18 protein-coding genes are annotated in these 19,183 nt (G+C 44.0%); 10 read left to right on the forward strand and 8 right to left on the reverse strand.

Translation table 11 applies throughout. The annotated features are described in order from the left end of the window. Positions 1-5 precede the first annotated feature (5 nt). The 5 genes from ECHVI_RS07190 to galE form a co-directional block, all read right to left on the reverse strand. Positions 6-1,034 carry a rod shape-determining protein gene (locus ECHVI_RS07190; protein WP_015265297.1) on the reverse strand — a complete coding sequence of 343 codons (1,029 nt, stop codon included), beginning with the start codon at positions 1,032-1,034 and terminating at the stop codon, positions 6-8. A 482-nt stretch (positions 1,035-1,516) separates the two neighbouring features. Then, on the reverse strand, positions 1,517-3,043 hold the full coding sequence (gene purH / locus ECHVI_RS07195; protein ID WP_015265298.1) for a bifunctional phosphoribosylaminoimidazolecarboxamide formyltransferase/IMP cyclohydrolase: 1,527 nt from the start codon (positions 3,041-3,043) through the stop codon (positions 1,517-1,519). A 71-nt stretch (positions 3,044-3,114) separates the two neighbouring features. After that, a complete protein-coding gene (gene purN, locus ECHVI_RS07200) occupies positions 3,115-3,672 on the reverse strand; it encodes a phosphoribosylglycinamide formyltransferase (RefSeq protein WP_015265299.1) in 558 nt (185 codons plus the stop codon). 277 nt (positions 3,673-3,949) lie between these two features. After that, positions 3,950-4,825 carry a geranylgeranylglycerol-phosphate geranylgeranyltransferase gene (locus tag ECHVI_RS07205; RefSeq protein WP_015265300.1) on the reverse strand — a complete coding sequence of 292 codons (876 nt, stop codon included), beginning with the start codon at positions 4,823-4,825 and terminating at the stop codon, positions 3,950-3,952. A gap of 202 nt (positions 4,826-5,027) precedes the next feature. After that, the gene (galE, locus tag ECHVI_RS07210; RefSeq protein ID WP_015265301.1) at positions 5,028-6,041 is read right to left on the reverse strand and encodes a UDP-glucose 4-epimerase GalE; all 1,014 of its coding nucleotides are present in this window, start codon (positions 6,039-6,041) and stop codon (positions 5,028-5,030) included. 227 nt (positions 6,042-6,268) lie between these two features. Here galE and ECHVI_RS07215 point away from each other — a divergent pair, with 227 nt between their 5' ends. From ECHVI_RS07215 to ECHVI_RS07260, 10 genes are all read left to right on the forward strand, one after another. Continuing rightward, positions 6,269-7,408 carry an acyl-CoA dehydrogenase family protein gene (locus ECHVI_RS07215; protein WP_041739585.1) on the forward strand — a complete coding sequence of 380 codons (1,140 nt, stop codon included), beginning with the start codon at positions 6,269-6,271 and terminating at the stop codon, positions 7,406-7,408. A 182-nt stretch (positions 7,409-7,590) separates the two neighbouring features. Further along, a complete protein-coding gene (locus ECHVI_RS07220) occupies positions 7,591-8,655 on the forward strand; it encodes an FAD:protein FMN transferase (protein WP_015265303.1) in 1,065 nt (354 codons plus the stop codon). A gap of 2 nt (positions 8,656-8,657) precedes the next feature. Beyond that, complete coding sequence (locus ECHVI_RS07225; protein ID WP_015265304.1) at positions 8,658-9,389, forward strand: ZIP family metal transporter; 732 nt, start codon at positions 8,658-8,660, stop codon at positions 9,387-9,389. A gap of 420 nt (positions 9,390-9,809) precedes the next feature. Next, complete coding sequence (locus ECHVI_RS07230; protein WP_015265305.1) at positions 9,810-10,319, forward strand: RNA polymerase sigma factor; 510 nt, start codon at positions 9,810-9,812, stop codon at positions 10,317-10,319. Further along, the gene (locus ECHVI_RS07235) at positions 10,320-11,816 is read left to right on the forward strand and encodes a phytoene desaturase family protein (protein ID WP_015265306.1); all 1,497 of its coding nucleotides are present in this window, start codon (positions 10,320-10,322) and stop codon (positions 11,814-11,816) included. 3 nt (positions 11,817-11,819) lie between these two features. After that, positions 11,820-12,662, forward strand: a complete 843-nt coding sequence (locus ECHVI_RS07240; RefSeq protein ID WP_015265307.1) for a phytoene/squalene synthase family protein — start codon at positions 11,820-11,822, stop codon at positions 12,660-12,662. Positions 12,663-12,670: 8 nt separating this feature from the next. Continuing rightward, entirely contained in the window at positions 12,671-13,381 is a 711-nt protein-coding gene (locus ECHVI_RS07245) for a lycopene cyclase domain-containing protein (protein WP_015265308.1), read from the forward strand. A gap of 3 nt (positions 13,382-13,384) precedes the next feature. Further along, positions 13,385-14,230, forward strand: a complete 846-nt coding sequence (locus ECHVI_RS07250; RefSeq protein WP_015265309.1) for a 4-hydroxy-3-methylbut-2-enyl diphosphate reductase — start codon at positions 13,385-13,387, stop codon at positions 14,228-14,230. A gap of 33 nt (positions 14,231-14,263) precedes the next feature. Then, on the forward strand, positions 14,264-14,956 hold the full coding sequence (locus ECHVI_RS07255; RefSeq protein ID WP_015265310.1) for a fatty acid desaturase: 693 nt from the start codon (positions 14,264-14,266) through the stop codon (positions 14,954-14,956). 85 nt (positions 14,957-15,041) lie between these two features. Next, a complete protein-coding gene (locus tag ECHVI_RS07260; protein WP_015265311.1) occupies positions 15,042-16,211 on the forward strand; it encodes a BamA/TamA family outer membrane protein in 1,170 nt (389 codons plus the stop codon). A 20-nt stretch (positions 16,212-16,231) separates the two neighbouring features. Here the strand turns inward: ECHVI_RS07260 and ECHVI_RS07265 are convergent, their stop codons facing one another. Genes ECHVI_RS07265 through ECHVI_RS07275 form a run of 3 tightly spaced genes read right to left on the reverse strand, consistent with a single transcriptional unit; the run spans position 16,232 to position 19,177 of the window. Then, entirely contained in the window at positions 16,232-17,473 is a 1,242-nt protein-coding gene (locus tag ECHVI_RS07265; RefSeq protein WP_015265312.1) for a TolC family protein, read from the reverse strand. Between the two features lie 4 nt (positions 17,474-17,477). Further along, positions 17,478-18,482: an HlyD family secretion protein gene (locus ECHVI_RS07270; RefSeq protein ID WP_015265313.1), complete on the reverse strand. Its 1,005-nt coding sequence runs from the start codon at positions 18,480-18,482 to the stop codon at positions 17,478-17,480. A 2-nt stretch (positions 18,483-18,484) separates the two neighbouring features. Continuing rightward, entirely contained in the window at positions 18,485-19,177 is a 693-nt protein-coding gene (locus tag ECHVI_RS07275) for a DUF4956 domain-containing protein (RefSeq protein ID WP_015265314.1), read from the reverse strand. Between the last annotated feature and the right edge of the window lie 6 nt (positions 19,178-19,183).

Raw genomic sequence — 19,183 nt, forward strand, 5'->3', positions numbered from 1 at the left:
AGTCATCAGGTCATCAGCACGGTTCGGAAACTATTTATGTTTTTCAGGGCAGTGCCTGTTCCTCGCACTACCGCTCTTAGCGGGTCCTCGGCGATATGAATGGGCAGCTTGGTCTTTTGATGAAGCCTTCTGTCCAAACCTTTAAGAAGCGCACCCCCGCCGGTCAAGTGAATGCCATTGTCATAAATATCGGCAGATAGCTCCGGGGGAGCAATTTCCAAGGCCTTTAGGACAGCTTCTTCGATCTTAGAGACGGACTTATCGAGTGCAAAGGCTATTTCAGAATAGGAAACTTTGATCACTTTTGGAATGCCGGTCATCAGGTCACGACCACGGATTTCATAATCCTCCGGTGCGTCGTCAAGCTCTGTAAGGGCAGACCCAATGGCAATCTTTACCTTTTCGGCAGAGCGCTCGCCGATCAGCAAGTTGTGCTGCCTCCTCATATAATCCAAGATGTCCTTGGTGAAGGTATCGCCCGCTACCCTGATGGATTGGTCGGCGACGATGCCGGAAAGGGCTATCAAGGCAATTTCAGTGGTACCCCCACCGATATCCACGATCATTGATCCCATGGGCTTTTCTATATCGATACCGATACCAATGGCCGCGGCAATAGGTTCGTATACCATGTACACTTCCTTGGCACCGGCATGTTCGGCCGAGTCCCGTACCGCTCTTTTCTCTACTTCTGTAATCCCCGAGGGAATACAAATGACCATCCGATGAGATTGGGGAAACATTCCCTTTTTATGCCCGGGGATCATTTTGATCAGGCCACGGATCATTTGTTCCGCCGCGTAAAAGTCAGCGATCACACCGTCTTTAAGCGGGCGGACAGTTTTAATGTTTTCATGCGTTTTTTCATGCATGTTCATGGCTTCCCTTCCCACAGCCAATATCCTGTTGCTGGACTTGTCAATGGCTATAATGGAAGGCTCATCCACTACAATTTTTTCTTTATGAATTATAAGGGTATTTGCAGTACCTAAATCTATTGCTATATCACTTGAGAAAAAGTCAAATAATCCCATCCTGGTAGTTTTACTTAGAATTTACGTTTGAGTTGATCGTTTAAAGTTAGCATTAACAATGCTTAAATAAAACGAGGGACGACAAAATTATTACCTTAATTTGGATTTCTAATAGTGACCACTGACTTTTTTTAAGTCACTTGCACAGAGATACAAACAGCCTTGATACCAAAGCCCACTTGAAGCAGGATAATAATTGATTTTTGGGTGATGCCAGATTGTCGAACCAAGCTTTGGCCACAACAAGCAAAAAACAGTCCAATTGTGTGTTTGGCCTGTTATTTTCCTAGAGTCAAGCCCGGTTGCCTAACGGCATGAGGGGCATTCAAAATGTGCATCTCATCAATCCACATTTCAAATGCGGATTAGATGGTGAGTGGCCTTACTGTAGGAAGGTCGTTACAAATCTCTACCCGTCAATGGCACAAAAAAAATCCCCAGCAATTCTGCTGGGGATTGGAAAACTATTGTAGCGGGATAGTTTAATGTTTGAAGTGCCTTACACCCGTCATCACCATGCTCATGCCCACCTTGTCGCAGTAGTCGATGCTGTCTTGGTCTTTGATGGATCCACCGGGTTGTACCACGGCGGCGACGCCTTCTTTGGAGGCGATTTCCACACAGTCTGGGAACGGGAAGAACGCATCGGATGCCATTACGGATCCTTTCAGGTCGAAACCAAATGATTTGGCCTTCTCGATGGCCTGCTTTAGTGCGTCCACTCGGGAGGTCTGGCCTACACCACTGGCAAACAATTGATCTTTATTGCTCAGCACGATGGTGTTGGATTTGGTATGCTTGCAGACCTTCGCCGCAAATACCAGTGCGTCTTTTTGCTCGTCAGTAGGGACGACTTTGGTCGCGACCTTGAAATCGTCTTTGGTTTCGGTGGCCAAGTCTTTGTCCTGCTCGATGATACCGTTAAGCAATGTTTTGATCTGCTTGGTGCCGCCGACACTGGTTTTTTGTACCAGCAAAATCCTGTTTTTCTTGCCTTTCAGCACTTCCAGGGCATCCTCGTCAAAAGCAGGGGCGATCAAGACCTCAAAGAAAAGGCTGTGCATTTCTTCAGCGGCTGCTTTGTCCACCGGCTGGTTGGTGATCAGGACACCTCCAAAGGCCGATAGGGTATCTGCCTCAAATGCTTTTTGGTAAGCTTCTTTTACGGTGGCACCTTTTGCGACGCCGCATGCATTGTTGTGCTTAAGGATGGCAAAGGCCGTTTCTCCGTCAAATTCAGCCATGAGCGCCACTGCAGCATCCACATCTACCAAATTATTATAGGATAGCTCTTTCCCGTTTAGCTGGTCAAAAAGGTCGTCCAGTTTGCCGTAGAAGTGGGCTTTTTGATGTGGGTTTTCTCCGTAACGAAGCGCCTTGGAGTGGTGCTCACTTACTTTCAGGGCTGGAATTTCTTCCGTTTGGTTGAAGTAGTTGAAGATATGTGTGTCGTAGTGGGAAGACACTTGGAAAGCCTTGGCCGCAAAATATTTTCGGTCTTCCAAGGTAGTGCCTCCTTGGTTGTTTTTCAATCGCTCTTCCAGTTCTCCGTATTGGTCGCGGGAAGCAATGATGGTGACATCCTTGAAGTTTTTGGCCGCTGCCCTGATCAGGGAAATTCCACCAATGTCGATTTTCTCAATGATGTCCTGCTCAGAAGCACCGGAAGCAACGGTTTCTTCAAACGGATAAAGGTCTACAATCACTAAGTCTATGGCAGGGATGTCAAATTCCTGGGCTTGGGAAAGGTCTCCTTGGTCTTCTCTTCTGTGGAGGATGCCTCCAAAGACTTTAGGGTGGAGTGTTTTTACTCTTCCTCCAAAGATGGAAGGATAACCTGTCAGGTCTTCTACAGCAGTTACTTCTGCACCTTGATCTTCGATGAACTTTTGTGTTCCTCCGGTGGAGTAGATTTTCACGCCTTGGGCTTTCAGCTGGGCAATGATCGGTTCAAGATTGTCTTTGTAAAAGACCGAGATAAGGGCAGATTCTATTTTCTTAACAGCCATTTTTTGAAGTATTGAATGAAATAGGTTTGCTTAATTTTGTTTTAAACTGCAAAGGTAGGAAAATCAGCCGATTAAAGCAGGCTTTCGATGACTTTTGGAAAATATTTGTGTTCCAAAGCATGCACCTTATGGGCAATTTCGTCAGGACTGTCTGTCTCCTCCACTTTCACGCTTTCCTGAAAGATCACCCGGCCATCGTCATATTTTTCATTCACATAGTGAATGGTAATGCCTGTTTCTTTTTCGCCTTTTTCCTTTACCGCTTCGTGGACACGCATGCCGTACATGCCTTTGCCGCCAAATTTGGGAAGCAGTGCCGGGTGGATGTTGATGATCTTTTCGGGAAACATCTGAATCAGCCCATCTGGCACTTTTAGCAGGAAGCCGGCCAGTACCACCAGGTCAATTTCTAATGCTTCGAAGGTTTTTTCGAGGAGGCCTTCGTCCATTTCTTTTTTGGAAAAGGAAATGAAGGGGATGTCATGGTTTTTGGCTCTTTCCAGCACATAAGCGTCCTTTTTATTGGATGCAATGATGGCGACTTTCCCTTTGGTGGAGCCATTGAAGTGTTTGATGATTTCTTCGGCATTGCTGCCGTTTCCAGAAGCGAGTATGGCGATTTTTTTCAATTGAAAACAGGTTTGGATGCGTTTAACAACGTTTAGTAAGCAAAAATAATCATAATTTATCGTTTACCCGAAAAGGGAGGTGTAGCGGGGTTTAGTGTGATGGCATCGGGTGCCCAATCGGAGGTATTCCCCCTTGTTGATTGATCGACCAATATAATCCGTTCCATCCAAAGAACAAAGGTAACGCTTCCATCTCATGGGCAGCCTTAAGTACTTTGCCTCGACCATGTTCTCCGCCTGTCAGCATTCTTCAAAACATACGCCAAATTTTAATGCATTATAGAAAAGCCATGCTCATCACCCCTGTGAGCATGAGGATTTTAGAGAGTTTGCTGAGCCTGGTAAAGTGTGATTTTCGGTCGGCCTGGTAAATGAGGTACATAAAATAAAGGAACAGCAAGCCGATCAAGCCAAAATATAAGTAGAGTAAGGGTTGGTCTATCTTATAGGCGACCACGATGATGGACGTTACAAATACCGTGGCGATGATAAAGATGATGTTCTTGGTCGCCCGAAAGCCCAGCACCACCGGTAAGGTTTTGCAGCCATGTTTTCTGTCTCCTTCCCGATCTTCGATGTCTTTGATGATTTCGCGGATGAGGTTGATGAAAAAGGCGAAAATAGCATAAGCGAGCACCACTAAAGCGGACTGTTGATAGTAAAACCCCACGATCCATATAGCCAATGCGGTCAGTAAAGCCACGGCCAGGTTGCCGACAAAAGGGAGGCGTTTGAGGGAATTGGAATACATCCAAAGCAAGATGGCTGCAATAAAATGAATGGCTCCCACTTTCAGGCTGACCAAACATGCCAAACCAATGCCTACCAGGTTGAAGAAAGTGTGGAGAAACATCACCACTCTGCGGCGCATTCCCTTACCAATGACGACCTCGTCAGGTTTGTTGATATAATCGATCTTGACATCGTAATAGTCGTTTATCAAGTAACCGGATGCCGCGATCAGGATGGTGGAGGTGATCAATAGGTAAATTTTGGGATCCAAAAGTGCAGGAGTGCCCGTTTGGGTTTCTTCTACCAGAAAATACGCTGTCATCAGCTGGGCAAAAGCCATCATCAGCAGGTTATCTGTTCTGATGATCCTTAAAAAAGCAGTAAATGAAAAAGCTTTTTCAGCTGATGGCGAGTGATTCATACTTCAAAAATACGCGAAAGTCTCGTATATGTTCCAGGTCGAGCTGCTTTTCATCAAAAAGAAAAAACCATTCGCTATTTAGCGAATGGTTTTTTGATTAATAAACCCCTAATTAAAATTATAATTGTACGATAAAATTAGGTAAAATACTTGATTTTACCGTCCTGTACTGTCTTGTATGCCATGATCTTTGAAAAAAAGGTTATTTTTTCAAACTTAATTGCCAATTCCAAGCATCGCGAAGGGCTTCTTCGAGTCCAAATTGCGGTGTCCATCCCAAGACCTTGGAGACTTTATCGGTATTGGCCCATACTTTTTCAATATCGCCTGATCTTCTTGGACCGATTTCATAATTCAGCGGTTTTTCACTGACCTTTTCGAAGGCCTTGATCACCTCCATGACGGTATTCCCATTTCCGGTGCCCACGTTGAAGAGGTCGATGAAATTTTCCGGCTGGTCCGCGAGGTACTGAATGGATTTTACGTGTGCATCAGCCAAGTCCATCACATGGATATAGTCCCTGATGCAGGTGCCGTCGGGCGTATTGTAATCGTCCCCGAAAACGGTGATCTTTTCTCTGATACCCGCGCCGGTTTGGGTTACGAAGGGGATCAAATTGGCCGGTACTCCCAATGGCAGCTCTCCAATAAGGGAGGATGGATGGGCGCCGATGGGGTTAAAATAGCGCAAGGCCACGACTCTTGCGGGAGCACCACTTTTGACATGATCGGTCAGGATGTCTTCACATATTTTTTTGGTGTTTCCATAAGGACTTTCGGCATCTTTTCTCGGAGTAGTTTCCTTGACGGGAAGTTTGTCAGGCTGGCCGTACACGGTACAGGAGGAAGAGAATACAATGTCCTTAACACCAAATTGTTTCATGGTTTCCAGCAGGATAATAAGCGAATTGATGTTGTTGCTGTAGTAGGTAAGTGGGATTTTGGTGCTTTCTCCCACTGCTTTGGAAGCGGCAAAGTGAATGACGCCTTGTAGGTCGTTTTCTTCGAAAACAGCCTGCATAAATTTCCGGTCATTGCAGTCGCCTTCGTGGTATTTTACGGGAGCTCCCAGGATCTTTTCCAGGCCGTTGAGTACTTCTTTGTTGGAATTGGAAAAATTGTCCACGATGATGGGCTCATAGCCCGCATTGACGAGCGCTACAGCCGTGTGGGATCCGATGTAGCCTGCTCCGCCTGTGATTAAAATCTGTTGCATGAAATGTAGTTGTTTTTACGGGGGTTATGGGTCGACAAATGACGTAACAACAAATATAATTTAAACCTGTCAGGCATGAAATTTTTCTTGGTTTTAAATGGGTGAAAACTAATTTTTTTAGTTGGAAGTTAATATCTTACACTGGGTGATATTGGTCAAAAGAATATAGAGTTTTTTTGATCATTGCGCCTGAAGAATAAAACCCAAATAATAATAACACTAGTATGATGAATTTTCAATTGACAGAAAACCAGTCCATGATTGCACAAATGATCAGGGATTTTGGAGCCAAGGAAATCACTCCATTTCGGAAGGAATGGGATGATCACCAAACTTTTCCACTGCCACTTTTTAAAAAGTTAGGAGAACTGGGCTTGATGGGAGTCCTTATTCCAAGTGAGTATGGGGGGAGTGGGTTTGGTTATTTGGAATATGTAACCGCGATCTTGGAGCTGGCCAAGCTGGACCCTGGGATAGGACTGTCCATGGCCGCGCACAACTCCCTTTGTTCTGGGCATATCATGCTCTTCGGGTCGGAAGAGCAAAAGCAAAAATACCTGCCAAAGCTGGCTTCTTGCGAATTTTTGGGAGCTTGGGGCCTCACTGAGCCCAATACCGGATCTGATGCCGCTAATATGAAGACGACAGCGACGGCAGAGGGTGATTATTTTGTGCTGAACGGGGCAAAGAACTTTATCACCCATGGTGTTTCCGGGGATGTGGCGGTGGTCATCGCCAGGACTGGCGAGGTAGGAGATAAGCATGGCATGACCGCTTTTGTGGTCGAAAAAGGTACTGAAGGATTCCGTGGAGGGCGAAAGGAAGATAAGCTGGGCATGAGGACTTCCGAGACGGCAGAATTGATTTTTGAGGACTGCCGGGTGCATAAGTCTCAGATATTGGGTGAAGTAGGGGAAGGATTTATCCAATCCATGAAGGTATTGGATGGGGGGAGAATTTCTATTGCGGCACTTTCGCTGGGGATTGCGGAAGGAGCATTTGAGGCAGCCCTTAGTTACTCGAAGGAGCGTCAGCAGTTCCAGAAGCCCATCAGCGCTTACCAGGGGATTTCTTTTAAGCTGGCAGACATGGCCACCAAACTCGAGGCGGCCAAGTTGCTGACGTTTAAAGCGGCAGATTTAAAAAACCGAGGAGAGTACGTAACCTTGGCCAGTGCCCAAGCAAAATATTATGCTTCTGAAATAGCTGTGGAATTGGCCAACGAGGCCGTTCAGGTATATGGAGGCTACGGTTTTACGAAGGATTATCCCGTGGAAAAATATTACCGGGACGTCAAGCTCTGCACCATCGGAGAGGGAACTTCCGAAATACAAAAAATAGTGATTTCAAGAGAGCTACTGAAGTAGTCCTGTGTTTACTTCCAGACGTGGACAAACAAGGTGCTCCGGTAACTTGTTTGTCCAACTAAAGGAGGGCAGTTTTGGGAACGGATGAAGCGATGTTGGAAAAGGCCTTTTTTTGAACAGGGTGCTGCTATTTTTCCTTATTAAAATATAGCGTAACTTTGCCGAAAATATTCCGCCTTTTCATGCAAAAGAACGCTCGTAAGAACATCATCTACTCCATCATTCTACTTTTGGTGGTATTTCTGGTTTACCTTTACAGACAAAATCAACAAAGCCCTCAACTTCCGACGCCCGAAAAGGATGGGAAAAAGACGATCACCGGTAAGACCATGGGGACAAGTTACCGCATCGTTTACCTGGATGAGCAGGGGAGGGATTTTAAGCCTGCAGTAGATTCCTTATTAGAGGTGTTTAATCAGTCCTTATCCACTTATATCCCCGATTCAGAATTGAGCCGGTTTAATGACGGAGATACATTGGCTTTTGAGTCGGTATACCTTCCTACGGTGCTGAAAACCAGCAAAGATATCTTTCGACGTACAGATGGAGCATTTGATCCTACGGTGGGCCCACTGGTAAACGCTTGGGGTTTTGGGCCAGAAGGAGCACAATTAAAGGACAGTGTCAATATTTTCCAGCTATTGCGCTTGATAGGTTTTGAGCATATTCAGTTTGATACGGAGAAAGTTTGGAAAACCCAGCCCGACACGTATCTGGATTTCAGTGCCATTGCCAAAGGTTACGGGGTCGATGTGGTCGCTGGATATTTGCAAGATGAAGGAATTGACGATATGCTGGTGGAAATCGGTGGAGAGCTGGTGGCACGCGGAACCAATGAAAATGGGGAGCTTTGGAAGGTGGGCGTAAACCAGCCCAGTGAGGATGTCACGGCCAATGATATTTTCAGCATCATCGGATTGGACAATAAGGGAATGGCCACGTCAGGGAACTATCGCAATTTTTATTACAAAGACAGCGTACGTTATTCCCATACCATCGACCCCAAGACTGGCCAGCCCGTAAACCACCGGCTGCTCAGTGCCACGGTGGTGGCAGAAGACTGCATGACCGCAGATGCCTTTGCCACGGCCATGATGGTAATGGGGACGGAAAAGGCGATCGCACTTCAAAAAGGCCAAGAGGACATCGATGTCTTTTTAATTTATAGCGATAGTTTGGGGATGCAGACGTATATCAGTGAAAAACTCAAGCCTTTTGTTTCGTATATCAAGGGAGAAAAAGAATAGAAATGGTCGTTAAAATCCTAGTACTTTTTTTATCGGCATTGTTGTCGGGCCTGTTGGCTATGGCGATGCCCAGCTGGAAGGAGAAAAACTTTAAGATGATTTTGGTTTTTGCGGGCTCTTATCTCTTTTCCATTACGGTATTGCATATTCTTCCGGAGCTTTTTGCCAATCCAGCCTCAGCCTATTATATGGGGCTTTATGTGTTAATTGGTTTTTTGTTACAGCAGGTGTTGGAATTCCTGTCCTCTGGGATCGAGCATGGACACATCCATCATCATGACCATGGGAAAAACACCGTGTGGATGGTCATGATAGGCCTCTCATTGCATGCTTTTTTGGAAGGGACCTTGCTCAGCCAGCAGCCCTCGCTCAGTGGCCATCATCACGGAACAGAGACGTTGCTTTTTGGAATTGTGATGCACAAAGCCCCGGCAGCATTTGCTTTGGTGGCCGTGTTGTCTGCGAGTTTGAAGCGAAATACGGTCTTGGCGTTGTTGGTGGTTTTTGCCTTGGCTTCCCCGATGGGGATGCTGGTGTCCGATATTGCTTTTTCGCAGCAGATCTTGGCTGCAGAGGCGATGGATGTGCTTTTTGGATTGGTTGCAGGAGGATTTTTGCATATTTCCACCACCATATTTTTTGAAAGTAGTCCGCACCATAAGTTTCACCTTACCCGCCTTTTGGTGAGTTTATTGGCTGCTTTCTTGGCGATTGCCTCGGAATACTTGATTTGATCGTCTAATCCTTGGGGGAATAAAAAGGACAAAAATCTTGTCCCCCGGGCGTCGTCCTTTACCTATTTCAGGGATTCATCATATCTCAATCACTTCTCACCTTGTTGCTGGTACTCTTTTAATATTATTAGGAGGAGAAGAGGCCAATTCCCAGCGGATGTCATCATGACCAAAGCATGCGGTAGGGGTACCATTGGTTTTCGCCACCGCTTTTTTTTCAGGTTTCTATTAAATTACCGCTAAAGCACTTACAGCATTATTTACGGGGATGATCACTTCCTATGGGCCTTTATGGGTGGATTGAAGCCAGCTGGTGAGATCTTTGCAGTATTTTTTGTTTAATATAAATTAAAAAATATTAGACAAAAGTTTGATTATTGTTTAATTAAAATTACATTTGATTAAACAAAAAGGTAGATTATGACAACTTTAGAATTCAGTTATTCGATAAATGAGCATTCTAAGTCATTAAAACCATTTGCGCTTCGACTGACCAAAGACGTAGATGATGCCAATGATTTGCTGCAAGAGACGATGCTAAAAGCTTATACGAACCGGGACAAGTTTTCGGATGGCACCAACTTACGGGCATGGTTATATACGATTATGAAGAACACCTTTTTTACGCGTTACCAGCGTATGGTGAGGAGAGCGACTTTTGTAGATAGTACCGATAATCTTCACTATATTAACTCAGGAGATGTTTCGATAGAAAATCGCGCGCACAGCAAATTCGCGATGGATGATATTAATTATTGTATCAATCATCTGAATGCAGATTACAGGACACCCTTTATGATGTATTTTAAAGGGTTTAAGTATCAGGAGATTGCCGATGACCTTAATTTGCCCATCGGAACTGTAAAGAACCGGATCCACCTGGCCCGAAAGATCTTAAAGGATAATTTAAAAATCTACAAGACCAATTAAATGGGGAATGATGAGGCGATTGTAATTGGGGCTGGGTTTGCGGGAATAGCAGCAGCCACCACCTTGGCAGCCCAAGGGTTTCAGGTCACTGTTTTAGAAAAGAACGACAGTGCAGGGGGAAGAGCACGTAAATTTTCTGCCGAGGGCTTTACGTTTGATATGGGGCCAAGCTGGTATTGGATGCCGGATATTTTTGAGCAATATTTTGCGCGCTTTGGCAAGCATCCTCGGGATTACTACGACTTGGTGCGTTTGGACCCTTCTTACAAAGTTATTTTTGGGGAACAGGACAACTGGCTGATGCCTGCTGATTTCGAAGCACTTCAGGCTTTGTTTGAGTCCGTGGAGCCGGGAGCAGGACTGCGTTTACAGCAATTTTTGGATCAAGCCGCCAGAAAATATAAGGTGGGGATTCAGGATTGGGTATACAAACCTTGCCAGAGCGTTTGGGAGTTTGCCCAACCCGGAATTTTTAATGACTTGATCCGACTGGATTTGTTTCAGACCATGCAAAAGCACGTCCGCAGTTATTTCAAACATGAAAAACTGGTGCAAATCATGGAGTTTCCTGTGCTGTTTTTAGGGCAAACTGCCGCAAAAATACCCGCCCTTTACAGCATGATGAATTATGCCGATCTGGTCTTGGGGACGTGGTATCCCATGGGAGGCATGCATGAAATCATCAGGGCAATGGTCAGCCTTGCAGAGGAAAAGGGAGTTCATTTTGAATACCAAGCAACCGTTTCCCATATCAATACCTTAAATGGAAAAGCGACCTCAGTGGCGCTGGAAGACGGTCGGAAATTCTCGGCTGATGTGGTGATCGCAGGGGCCGATTATCATCATGTGGAGACCAAGCTGCTGCCACCTGGTGCTGCCAATTATTCTGATCGCTACTGGGACAAGCGTACTTTAGCTCCTTCCAGCCTGATATTTTATTTGGGAGTGGAGGAGCGCGTCGACCATTTACAACACCATAATCTCTTTTTTGATGAACCGTTGGGGCCACATGCCAAGGCCATTTATGACCAGCCAGAGTGGCCCGAGAAACCCTTGTTCTATGTGTGCTGCCCTTCCAAAACCGATCCTTCTGTGGCTCCAAAGGGAAAGGAAAACCTCTTTATTTTGGTGCCGCTGGCGCCTGATTTGGAGGACACAGAAGAAAAGCGCGAGGCGATATATGATTTGGTCATGAAGCGGCTTGAAAAGCATACTGGGCAGGCTGTTCGTGAAAAAGTTTGCTTCAAGCGGTCCTACGCCCATCGGGATTTTATAGAGGATTACAATGCCTTTAAAGGCAATGCGTATGGTTTGGCGAATACCCTTGGACAAACGGCCATGCTTAAACCCAAAATCAGAAATAAAAAGATCAGTAATCTTTTCTATACAGGACAGCTTACCGTTCCCGGTCCAGGCGTCCCCCCATCCCTGATTTCAGGGCAGGTGGTGGCCGATGAAATTGTAAAAGCGTATCTATCCACTTCACTTCAACACTAAGTTATGAATGCATTAGAAATCTATCATCAGACCACCATGGAATGCAGTAAGCTGATCACACAGCGCTACAGCACTTCTTTTAGTTTGGGCATTAGGACCATGGACGTGAAGTTTCACCAACCGATCTATGGGATATATGGTTTTGTGCGTTTTGCGGATGAGATCGTGGATACCTTCCATCATCAGGACAAGGAGCTTCTTCTTTGCAAATTTCGGGAAGATACGTATGAGGCCATCAAGCTGGAATTTTCCTTAAATCCCGTGCTGCATGCCTTTCAGATGGTCGTGCACAAGTACGGCATCACCTTGGATATGATCGATGCGTTTTTGGACAGCATGGCCATGGATCTGGATTTTAGCACATATAATGACAGCAAGTACAAAGCCTATATTTATGGATCAGCGGAAGTAGTGGGGCTGATGTGCTTGAAAGTGTTCTGTGAGGGAAACGATGCCATCTATGAAAAACTCAAAGCGCCCGCTTGCAAATTGGGCTCGGCATTCCAGAAAGTAAATTTCCTTCGGGATATCAAAAGCGACTACGAAGAACGGGGGAGGGTATATTTTCCCGGTGTGGATTATTTGAAGTTTGATCAGCAAGCCAAAAGGGCCATAGAACGTGATATTCAGCAGGATTTTGATGAGGCTTACAAGGGCATCAAACAGTTGCCGGCCGGAGCCAAAATGGGGGTGAAGATTGCGTACCTGTACTACTTGAGCCTCTTTTCGAAAATCAAGCGATTGCCTCCCCAGACCATCACGGCCAAACGCGTACGGATTCCCAATATCAAAAAGCTTTCGCTGCTGATGGGGATGTATTTTGGTGCCAAATTGGGAATTGAATAATACGAAACATGGAGCATTATCTGTACCTGGCCTTAAATATCGGTACCATTCTTTTTCCGTTGTTATGGTCATTTGAGCCAAAAGTCACTTATTATAAAAAATGGGGCAATCTCTTTCCAGCGATGATCATTACGGCGGTCTTTTTTTTGGTTTGGGACCATTGGTTTACCGATATGGGAGTGTGGGGCTTTAACGACCGGTACCTGTCAGGAATTACCTTGGGCAATTTGCCTTTGGGGGAATATTTGTTTTTCGTAACCGTACCCTTTTCCTGTATTTTCATTTATGAAGTTTTGCTGTATTATAAACCTGAGGGGTTGCAGTTCAAGCAGGTCAAGCCCATTACTTTTGGATTGATCGTGCTGCTGTTGGTATTGGCAGGTCTCCATACGGACAAGTGGTATACCGCTGTGAACTTTTCCGTGGTGGCCATGCTTTTGGCGATTCACTATTTCATGTTTCGGACTGCATTATTGGGACGGTTTTATGTGTTCTATTTGATTCACCTTATTCCTTTCCTGATCGTAAACGGCGCATTGACAGGAGCTTTTACTCCAGAGCCGGTGGTGTTTTATGATGATACCGAAAATTTGGGCATTCGCGTTTTCACTATCCCCATCGAAGATTTTGTTTATTCCATGGGTTTGATGTTGATGAACGTTTCCTTATATGAATTTTTTCGCCGGCGCAAAACAATAGCCCTTGCAAATGGTTCATAAGTTATGAAGCAGCTGACCGTTCATATCGACCAAAATTCAGGTTTTTGCTTTGGGGTAGTATATGCCATTGAAATGGCTGAAGATATCTTGGATCAGGAGGGACATCTCTACTGCCTTGGGGACATTGTCCATAACGACGAGGAGGTAAAACGATTGGTCCGTAAGGGCCTTAAAATCATTGATCATGATGGTCTTAAATCCCTCCAAGGAGAAAAGATATTGATCAGGGCACACGGAGAGCCGCCATCCACCTATGAATTGGCCATAAAAAATGACCTTACCCTGATCGACGCTAGCTGCCCGGTGGTACTGAAGCTCCAACATCGGATCAAAAATGCCTACGATAAAAACGAGCCCATCTACATTTACGGAAAGCATGGCCATGCCGAAGTAGCAGGACTTTTGGGGCAAACCAGCAATGAGGCAGTGGTTTTTCAGGAGGTAGAAGAGTTGGATTTTGATGCCATGCCTTCCAAGATTACGCTGTTCAGCCAAACGACCAAAAGTACCGATAAGTTCTATGCCATCAACAAACTGCTCCGTGAAAAAGGAATAGAAGTCCAATCCAATGATACCATCTGCCGCCAAGTTTCTAACCGGGACAAGGAGCTCAGGAAATTTACTTCCTTATACGATGCCATAGTGTTTGTGAGCGGTAGCAAATCCAGTAACGGGAAGGCCCTGTTTGAAGTGTGCAAGCAGCAGAACCCGCAGACCATTTTTGTATCCCGCCCAGATCAACTTGATCCGAGCTGGTTTCAGCATGGAAATACAGTAGGAATCTGCGGAGCCACATCCACTCCCATGTGGTTGATGGAGGAAGTAAAGGAAAGATTACTGACCTTTTGACTTTTTGAGTACCTTGTGTGAAATTCAATGTTCATGGCTCGTCCCAAAGCACCATATCGTCCGATAGATCCCACGGGACCCCTTATCGCCTTGCTGATAATTGGCCTTTGGGGAGTGTCATTGGTGTTTTTACTTCAATGGGAAATGGAATTATCCAATCCGCTGGTTTATTTGGCCATATTGATACAAATGCATTTGTATACTGGGCTGTTTATTACCGCCCATGATGCCATGCACGGAAGCGTGTCGAAAAATGCAGACTTGAACAGGGCGATTGGTTGGACGGCGGCGATTTTGTTTTCTTATAATTTTTACCATCGACTATTGCCCAAGCACTACCTTCACCACCGATTTGTAGCTACTGATGAGGATCCAGACTATCATGCATCCGATGATTTTTGGAGATGGTATTGGCGTTTTATGACCACTTACTTGAATCCTTTGCAGCTGGTGTTAATGGGCCTTACGTATTGGATCTTGCAGCTTTTCTTACCCATGGAGAATTTGATTTTATTTTGGATTCTTCCTGCTATCCTGTCCACCTTCCAGTTGTTTTATTTTGGAACGTATCTGCCTCACCGGGGAGAGCATCATAATAAGCATAAATCGTCCACACAGTCCAAAAACCATTTCTGGGCATTTTTGAGCTGTTACTTTTTTGGGTATCATTTTGAGCACCATGATGCTCCGGGTACTCCTTGGTGGCAACTGTGGCGAATGAAATAAGCCAGGGAAGAAACCTGGCAACGGGTTTTAAATGTTTCGGGCTTTTGCCGTACTTTTACGCCTTGGTTTTAAATTCTCTTGGTTGATGAGCGTACGCATTCCTTTGCCTTTGTACACGTTTGTGTTGAGCACCCTGTTTGTTCAGTTGGCTGGTTCGGTGTTGGCACAATCCGATAGTTCAGCGGTCGCCGATACCGGTGATGCGGCACTCCATGATAAGCTGCTCAATACCGCAGATGAGGTATTGGACTGGATGAGTACGGATACGTGGTCCTTTATCCCGGTGGTGACGTATTCTCCCGAAACCAGTTTGGGCTTGGGGCTTGGGGCCATCAAGCTGTTTCAGCCTCGAGAAGGAGCCTCTCCATCCCTTCGCCCTTCCTCCATGCCCATTACCTTTATTTATACGCTAAAGAAGCAAGCGATACTGGAAGTGGATTTGGACCTGTGGAAGCATGAAAACCGGGATTTCTTCAATGCAAGCTTAGAGCTGGCCAATTATCCCTTTGATTTCTATGGCATAGGAAACGATATGCCTGCTGAAAACCAAGAGTCATACGCCAGTCGTTACCTTTATTTGCGCATGAATTATATGCGAAGAGTGTGGTCAAATGTATACTTGGGGCCATGGATAGAATTCAGGACGGAGGATGTCTATAAAACCCTGCCTGGTGGGTTGTTGGATAGCGGTACCATTGCCGGTAGTGATGGTCCACAAGTAGCCGGCGTGGGCCTAAAACTGAATTATGATTCCAGAAATGACATATTCCAACCGGGCAAAGGCTCATTCCACCAACTTTCCTGGATTACCAACCAATCATTTTTGGGAAGTGAGTACACATTTGACCGTTATGAGGTCGATATGAGGAAGTACTTCCCGGTTTGGAAGAATAAGGTCTTGGCAGTCCAAGGGTATTGGAGTTTTGTGGACGGGCTGGCTCCTTTTCAGCAAACGTCCCTTTTGGGCGGCAGTAAACGGATGAGGGGATATTTTGAGGGGAGGTACCGCGACCAACTAGCCATGATTTACCAGGCAGAGCTTCGGATGCCTATCTACCGGAGCTTGGGCATGGTCTTTTTTGGCAGCACAGGCCAAGTGGCAGCACAGGCCTCACAATATAGCTTCGACCGGTTCCATTACGGTGCAGGGTTTGGGTTCCGTTACCAGTTAATGGACGAAGGAATCAATATCCGCATTGATTTTGGCTTTGGTGACCAGACAGCTTTCTATTTTGGGTTGAATGAGGTTTTTTAGGAACTTTTGCTTATCCTTTATCATGGATTCATGTATATCTGTTGACTGTTGAGGTAATTCACCAATGGGCTTTTGATCAGCAGTCCATTTAAATCAAGAAATTCCAAATAGAGAGAGAAGATTTCCTTTTCAAGGTCCAATCGTATTTGTTGTTTTTTGATAATATTCTCTTTTACCTTCAATAAGACCAAAGGGGAAATTCCTTCTATAGATCTATATTTTTTCAATGACTCTTGTTCATTGCTTTCTTTAAGGATGGTTGATAATAACCTGTGTTTATCAAATAATACATCTAACCGTAAAACAATTTCTCTTATGCTTTCATTTAATTCAAATTTGAGTTCATCCAGTTCATTTTTTTCTTTGACGATCTTGATAACCCGTTCATTAAGGCTTCCTTTTACCGCTGACCCGATAGGGATTTTTATTCCCATGCCCACACTAAAGTCTTTTCTGAACGTGTCATTCAGGTCATCCCTGTAGGAAGCCTCGAAAAATTTTATAGGATTTTTGGCGGAAGCTTTTTTTTGTTTGTATTCCAGTTCAGCTAAGGTTACATTTAGGCTTTGTTGTTTATAGTAAAAATTATTGTTATCAATCTCTCCGCTATAGGATTTCACAAACAACATAATGTCATTTACTGATATCAGGTCTTTTTCTTCTAACTCAATTGGCCCTTGGATATTTAACAGCCTCCCGATCTCTTTGGATGATTGCAAAACGTTGTTTTCAAGGTCTACTTGATCAATCCGGAGTTTGTGCAAATCATTTTCTGCTTCTAAGAGTTCTTGATAATCAAAGTCAAGATTATTTGCTAGTTTCCTTAAGGTGCTGATGCGGTCTTCCAATAAATCCTTTAATTCCAGCTTCCCTCGCAAAACTCGTTGGTTTTTTATTAAGGATATGATTAATTTATAGCGGTTTTTTAGGGCGTTGTTAAGCTTTTCTTTTCCTTGGAGTCTACCTTCGTTGAGACTCTCTTCTTTGTAAGTTGTATTTAGCTTTCTCTCTTTGGGGAAATTAGTATATGCCCTAAACCGAAGCATTTGTTCGTTCAAATTAAAATTGCGTGTTCTGGTCCTTAATTCAAGATGATCTACATAAGAGAGTTTGTAGGTGTTTTTATCGATATAGTCAAGTTGCTCAGTGTGATGAATATAAATTGGATCTTCCGATGCTGTAGCCAATATCGCAGAAGAGGAGATTTTTATCGTGTCTTGTTGGGAAAGACTTAAAAGTGAAATTAAAAAAACTAGTAACATAGCATTAATGCGTCTTTTTGAGGATAACTTTTTCGCCTAGTAACAATTGGTTTTGTTTGGGGATTTTTACTTGGATTTCCCTTCCCCATAATCGTACTTCCATGTTTTTCCTAAGCCGTTCAGGATATTCGGCGATATTCGAGCCCACGCCCACTACTTCCCCCATAAGTTTTTTTGAATTATCCGCCAAGGACTGTACTTGGACCTGATCGGCGATTTGTATGTTTTGGTAGCTGTTTTCATGAATGAATCCGGTGATATAGGAAGGGGTTTGCGAATTAAGAATTAAAATCGGGGTGTAAGGGGAAACAATTTCTCCTGATTTAAAACCCACAGTACCAATTACACCATCGGCTTGAGCATAAACAATAAGTTTTTTCTTTTCTTGTTTTAGCTTATTTAGTTCATTCTCCAAATTTTGTATCTGAATGTTATGAGGATTTTTTTGTGGGTTTGACTGTGCTTTGAGCTGTTCTATTCGAAGCTTAAGGGGGCTGGTTAACAATTCTAAATCCTTATTTAGCGAATTGATTCTTGCTTCAGTTGGATTCAATGTGGAAGAACTGTCAGCTTCAAACTTTAAACTTTTCAGTTCATTGGTCAACGATTTGTTGATGTCATATTGCATTTCAATTTGCCGGATTTGAGACTCTATTTCAGCACGCTTGGCTTTTATTTCAGCTTCCAATTGCGAAATCATGGACTGATTGTTCATTTCATTGGCAATTTTTTGACTCCTCAGCGTAACCAGTTGGTCAGAGATTTCGCGGATTCGTTGATCCAGTTCAGGTCTTATTACTTCAATCAACGTATCCCCTTTTGTCACATTTTGGCCTGATACTACATGGATTTCTTTAATTTCCACTAAACCTCCATAACTAACAACAAAATCATTGTTTTCGGCAATACCATAAAATGAGTTGTTAAAATTACTAAGGTTGAAATTGACATAAATCAAACATCCAATAATGATGATCCAAAAAGTGAGAATATATGTAAACTTGCTCATTACTAATTAAAAGTTTCGTTAACAATATCATACTCCATCCGTAGAGAAAAACTTGGATTGATTTTTTGAAGTGATGCTAATAATTGTGTTTCTATTTGTTGATTTTTCATGCGTACTTGATATGAAAACTGGTACTTTCTAAAGTCTTCTACGGAGGTATTTGACCTTAATACTTGAAGGTTAAAAGATTTACACCAATTGCTAAGCTCTTTTTCGATCGAATCCTTTAAGTCTTCAGTTCCTTCATAATTTATCCTTAGCATTCCAGTTGGTAAATGATTCTTTCCAAAGGAGGTTAAATTTAGGATGAAGGCAGTAAGGCAGAAGAAAAGCGTACCCACGATAGCGATTGCATATCCATATACTCCGCAGGAAATCCCAATGGCCAAGCTGGCAAATAGGAAAATAATATTCCTCGGGTTTCTGAAATTAGTCCGAAACCTGATGATTGCCAATGCTCCTAACATGCCCAAGCCTATGGCTACACTGTCTCCAATAGCTTGAATAACCATAATAGCAACTATCGGGCTTAGCACCAAAGCTTGAATAAATGTTGCACTGTACCCTGCGATTTCTGACGTCTTGTAATAGGTAAATGCAACTAATACCGCTAGGCTAAATGCAAACATGACAGAATAGAGCACTGTGAAAAAAGCGGGATATTCAGCGGTAGTTTGAAGACTAAAATAATCCATAGTTTA

It is taken from the genome of Echinicola vietnamensis DSM 17526 (genome assembly GCF_000325705.1).
In the GTDB taxonomy this organism is placed as follows: domain Bacteria; phylum Bacteroidota; class Bacteroidia; order Cytophagales; family Cyclobacteriaceae; genus Echinicola; species Echinicola vietnamensis.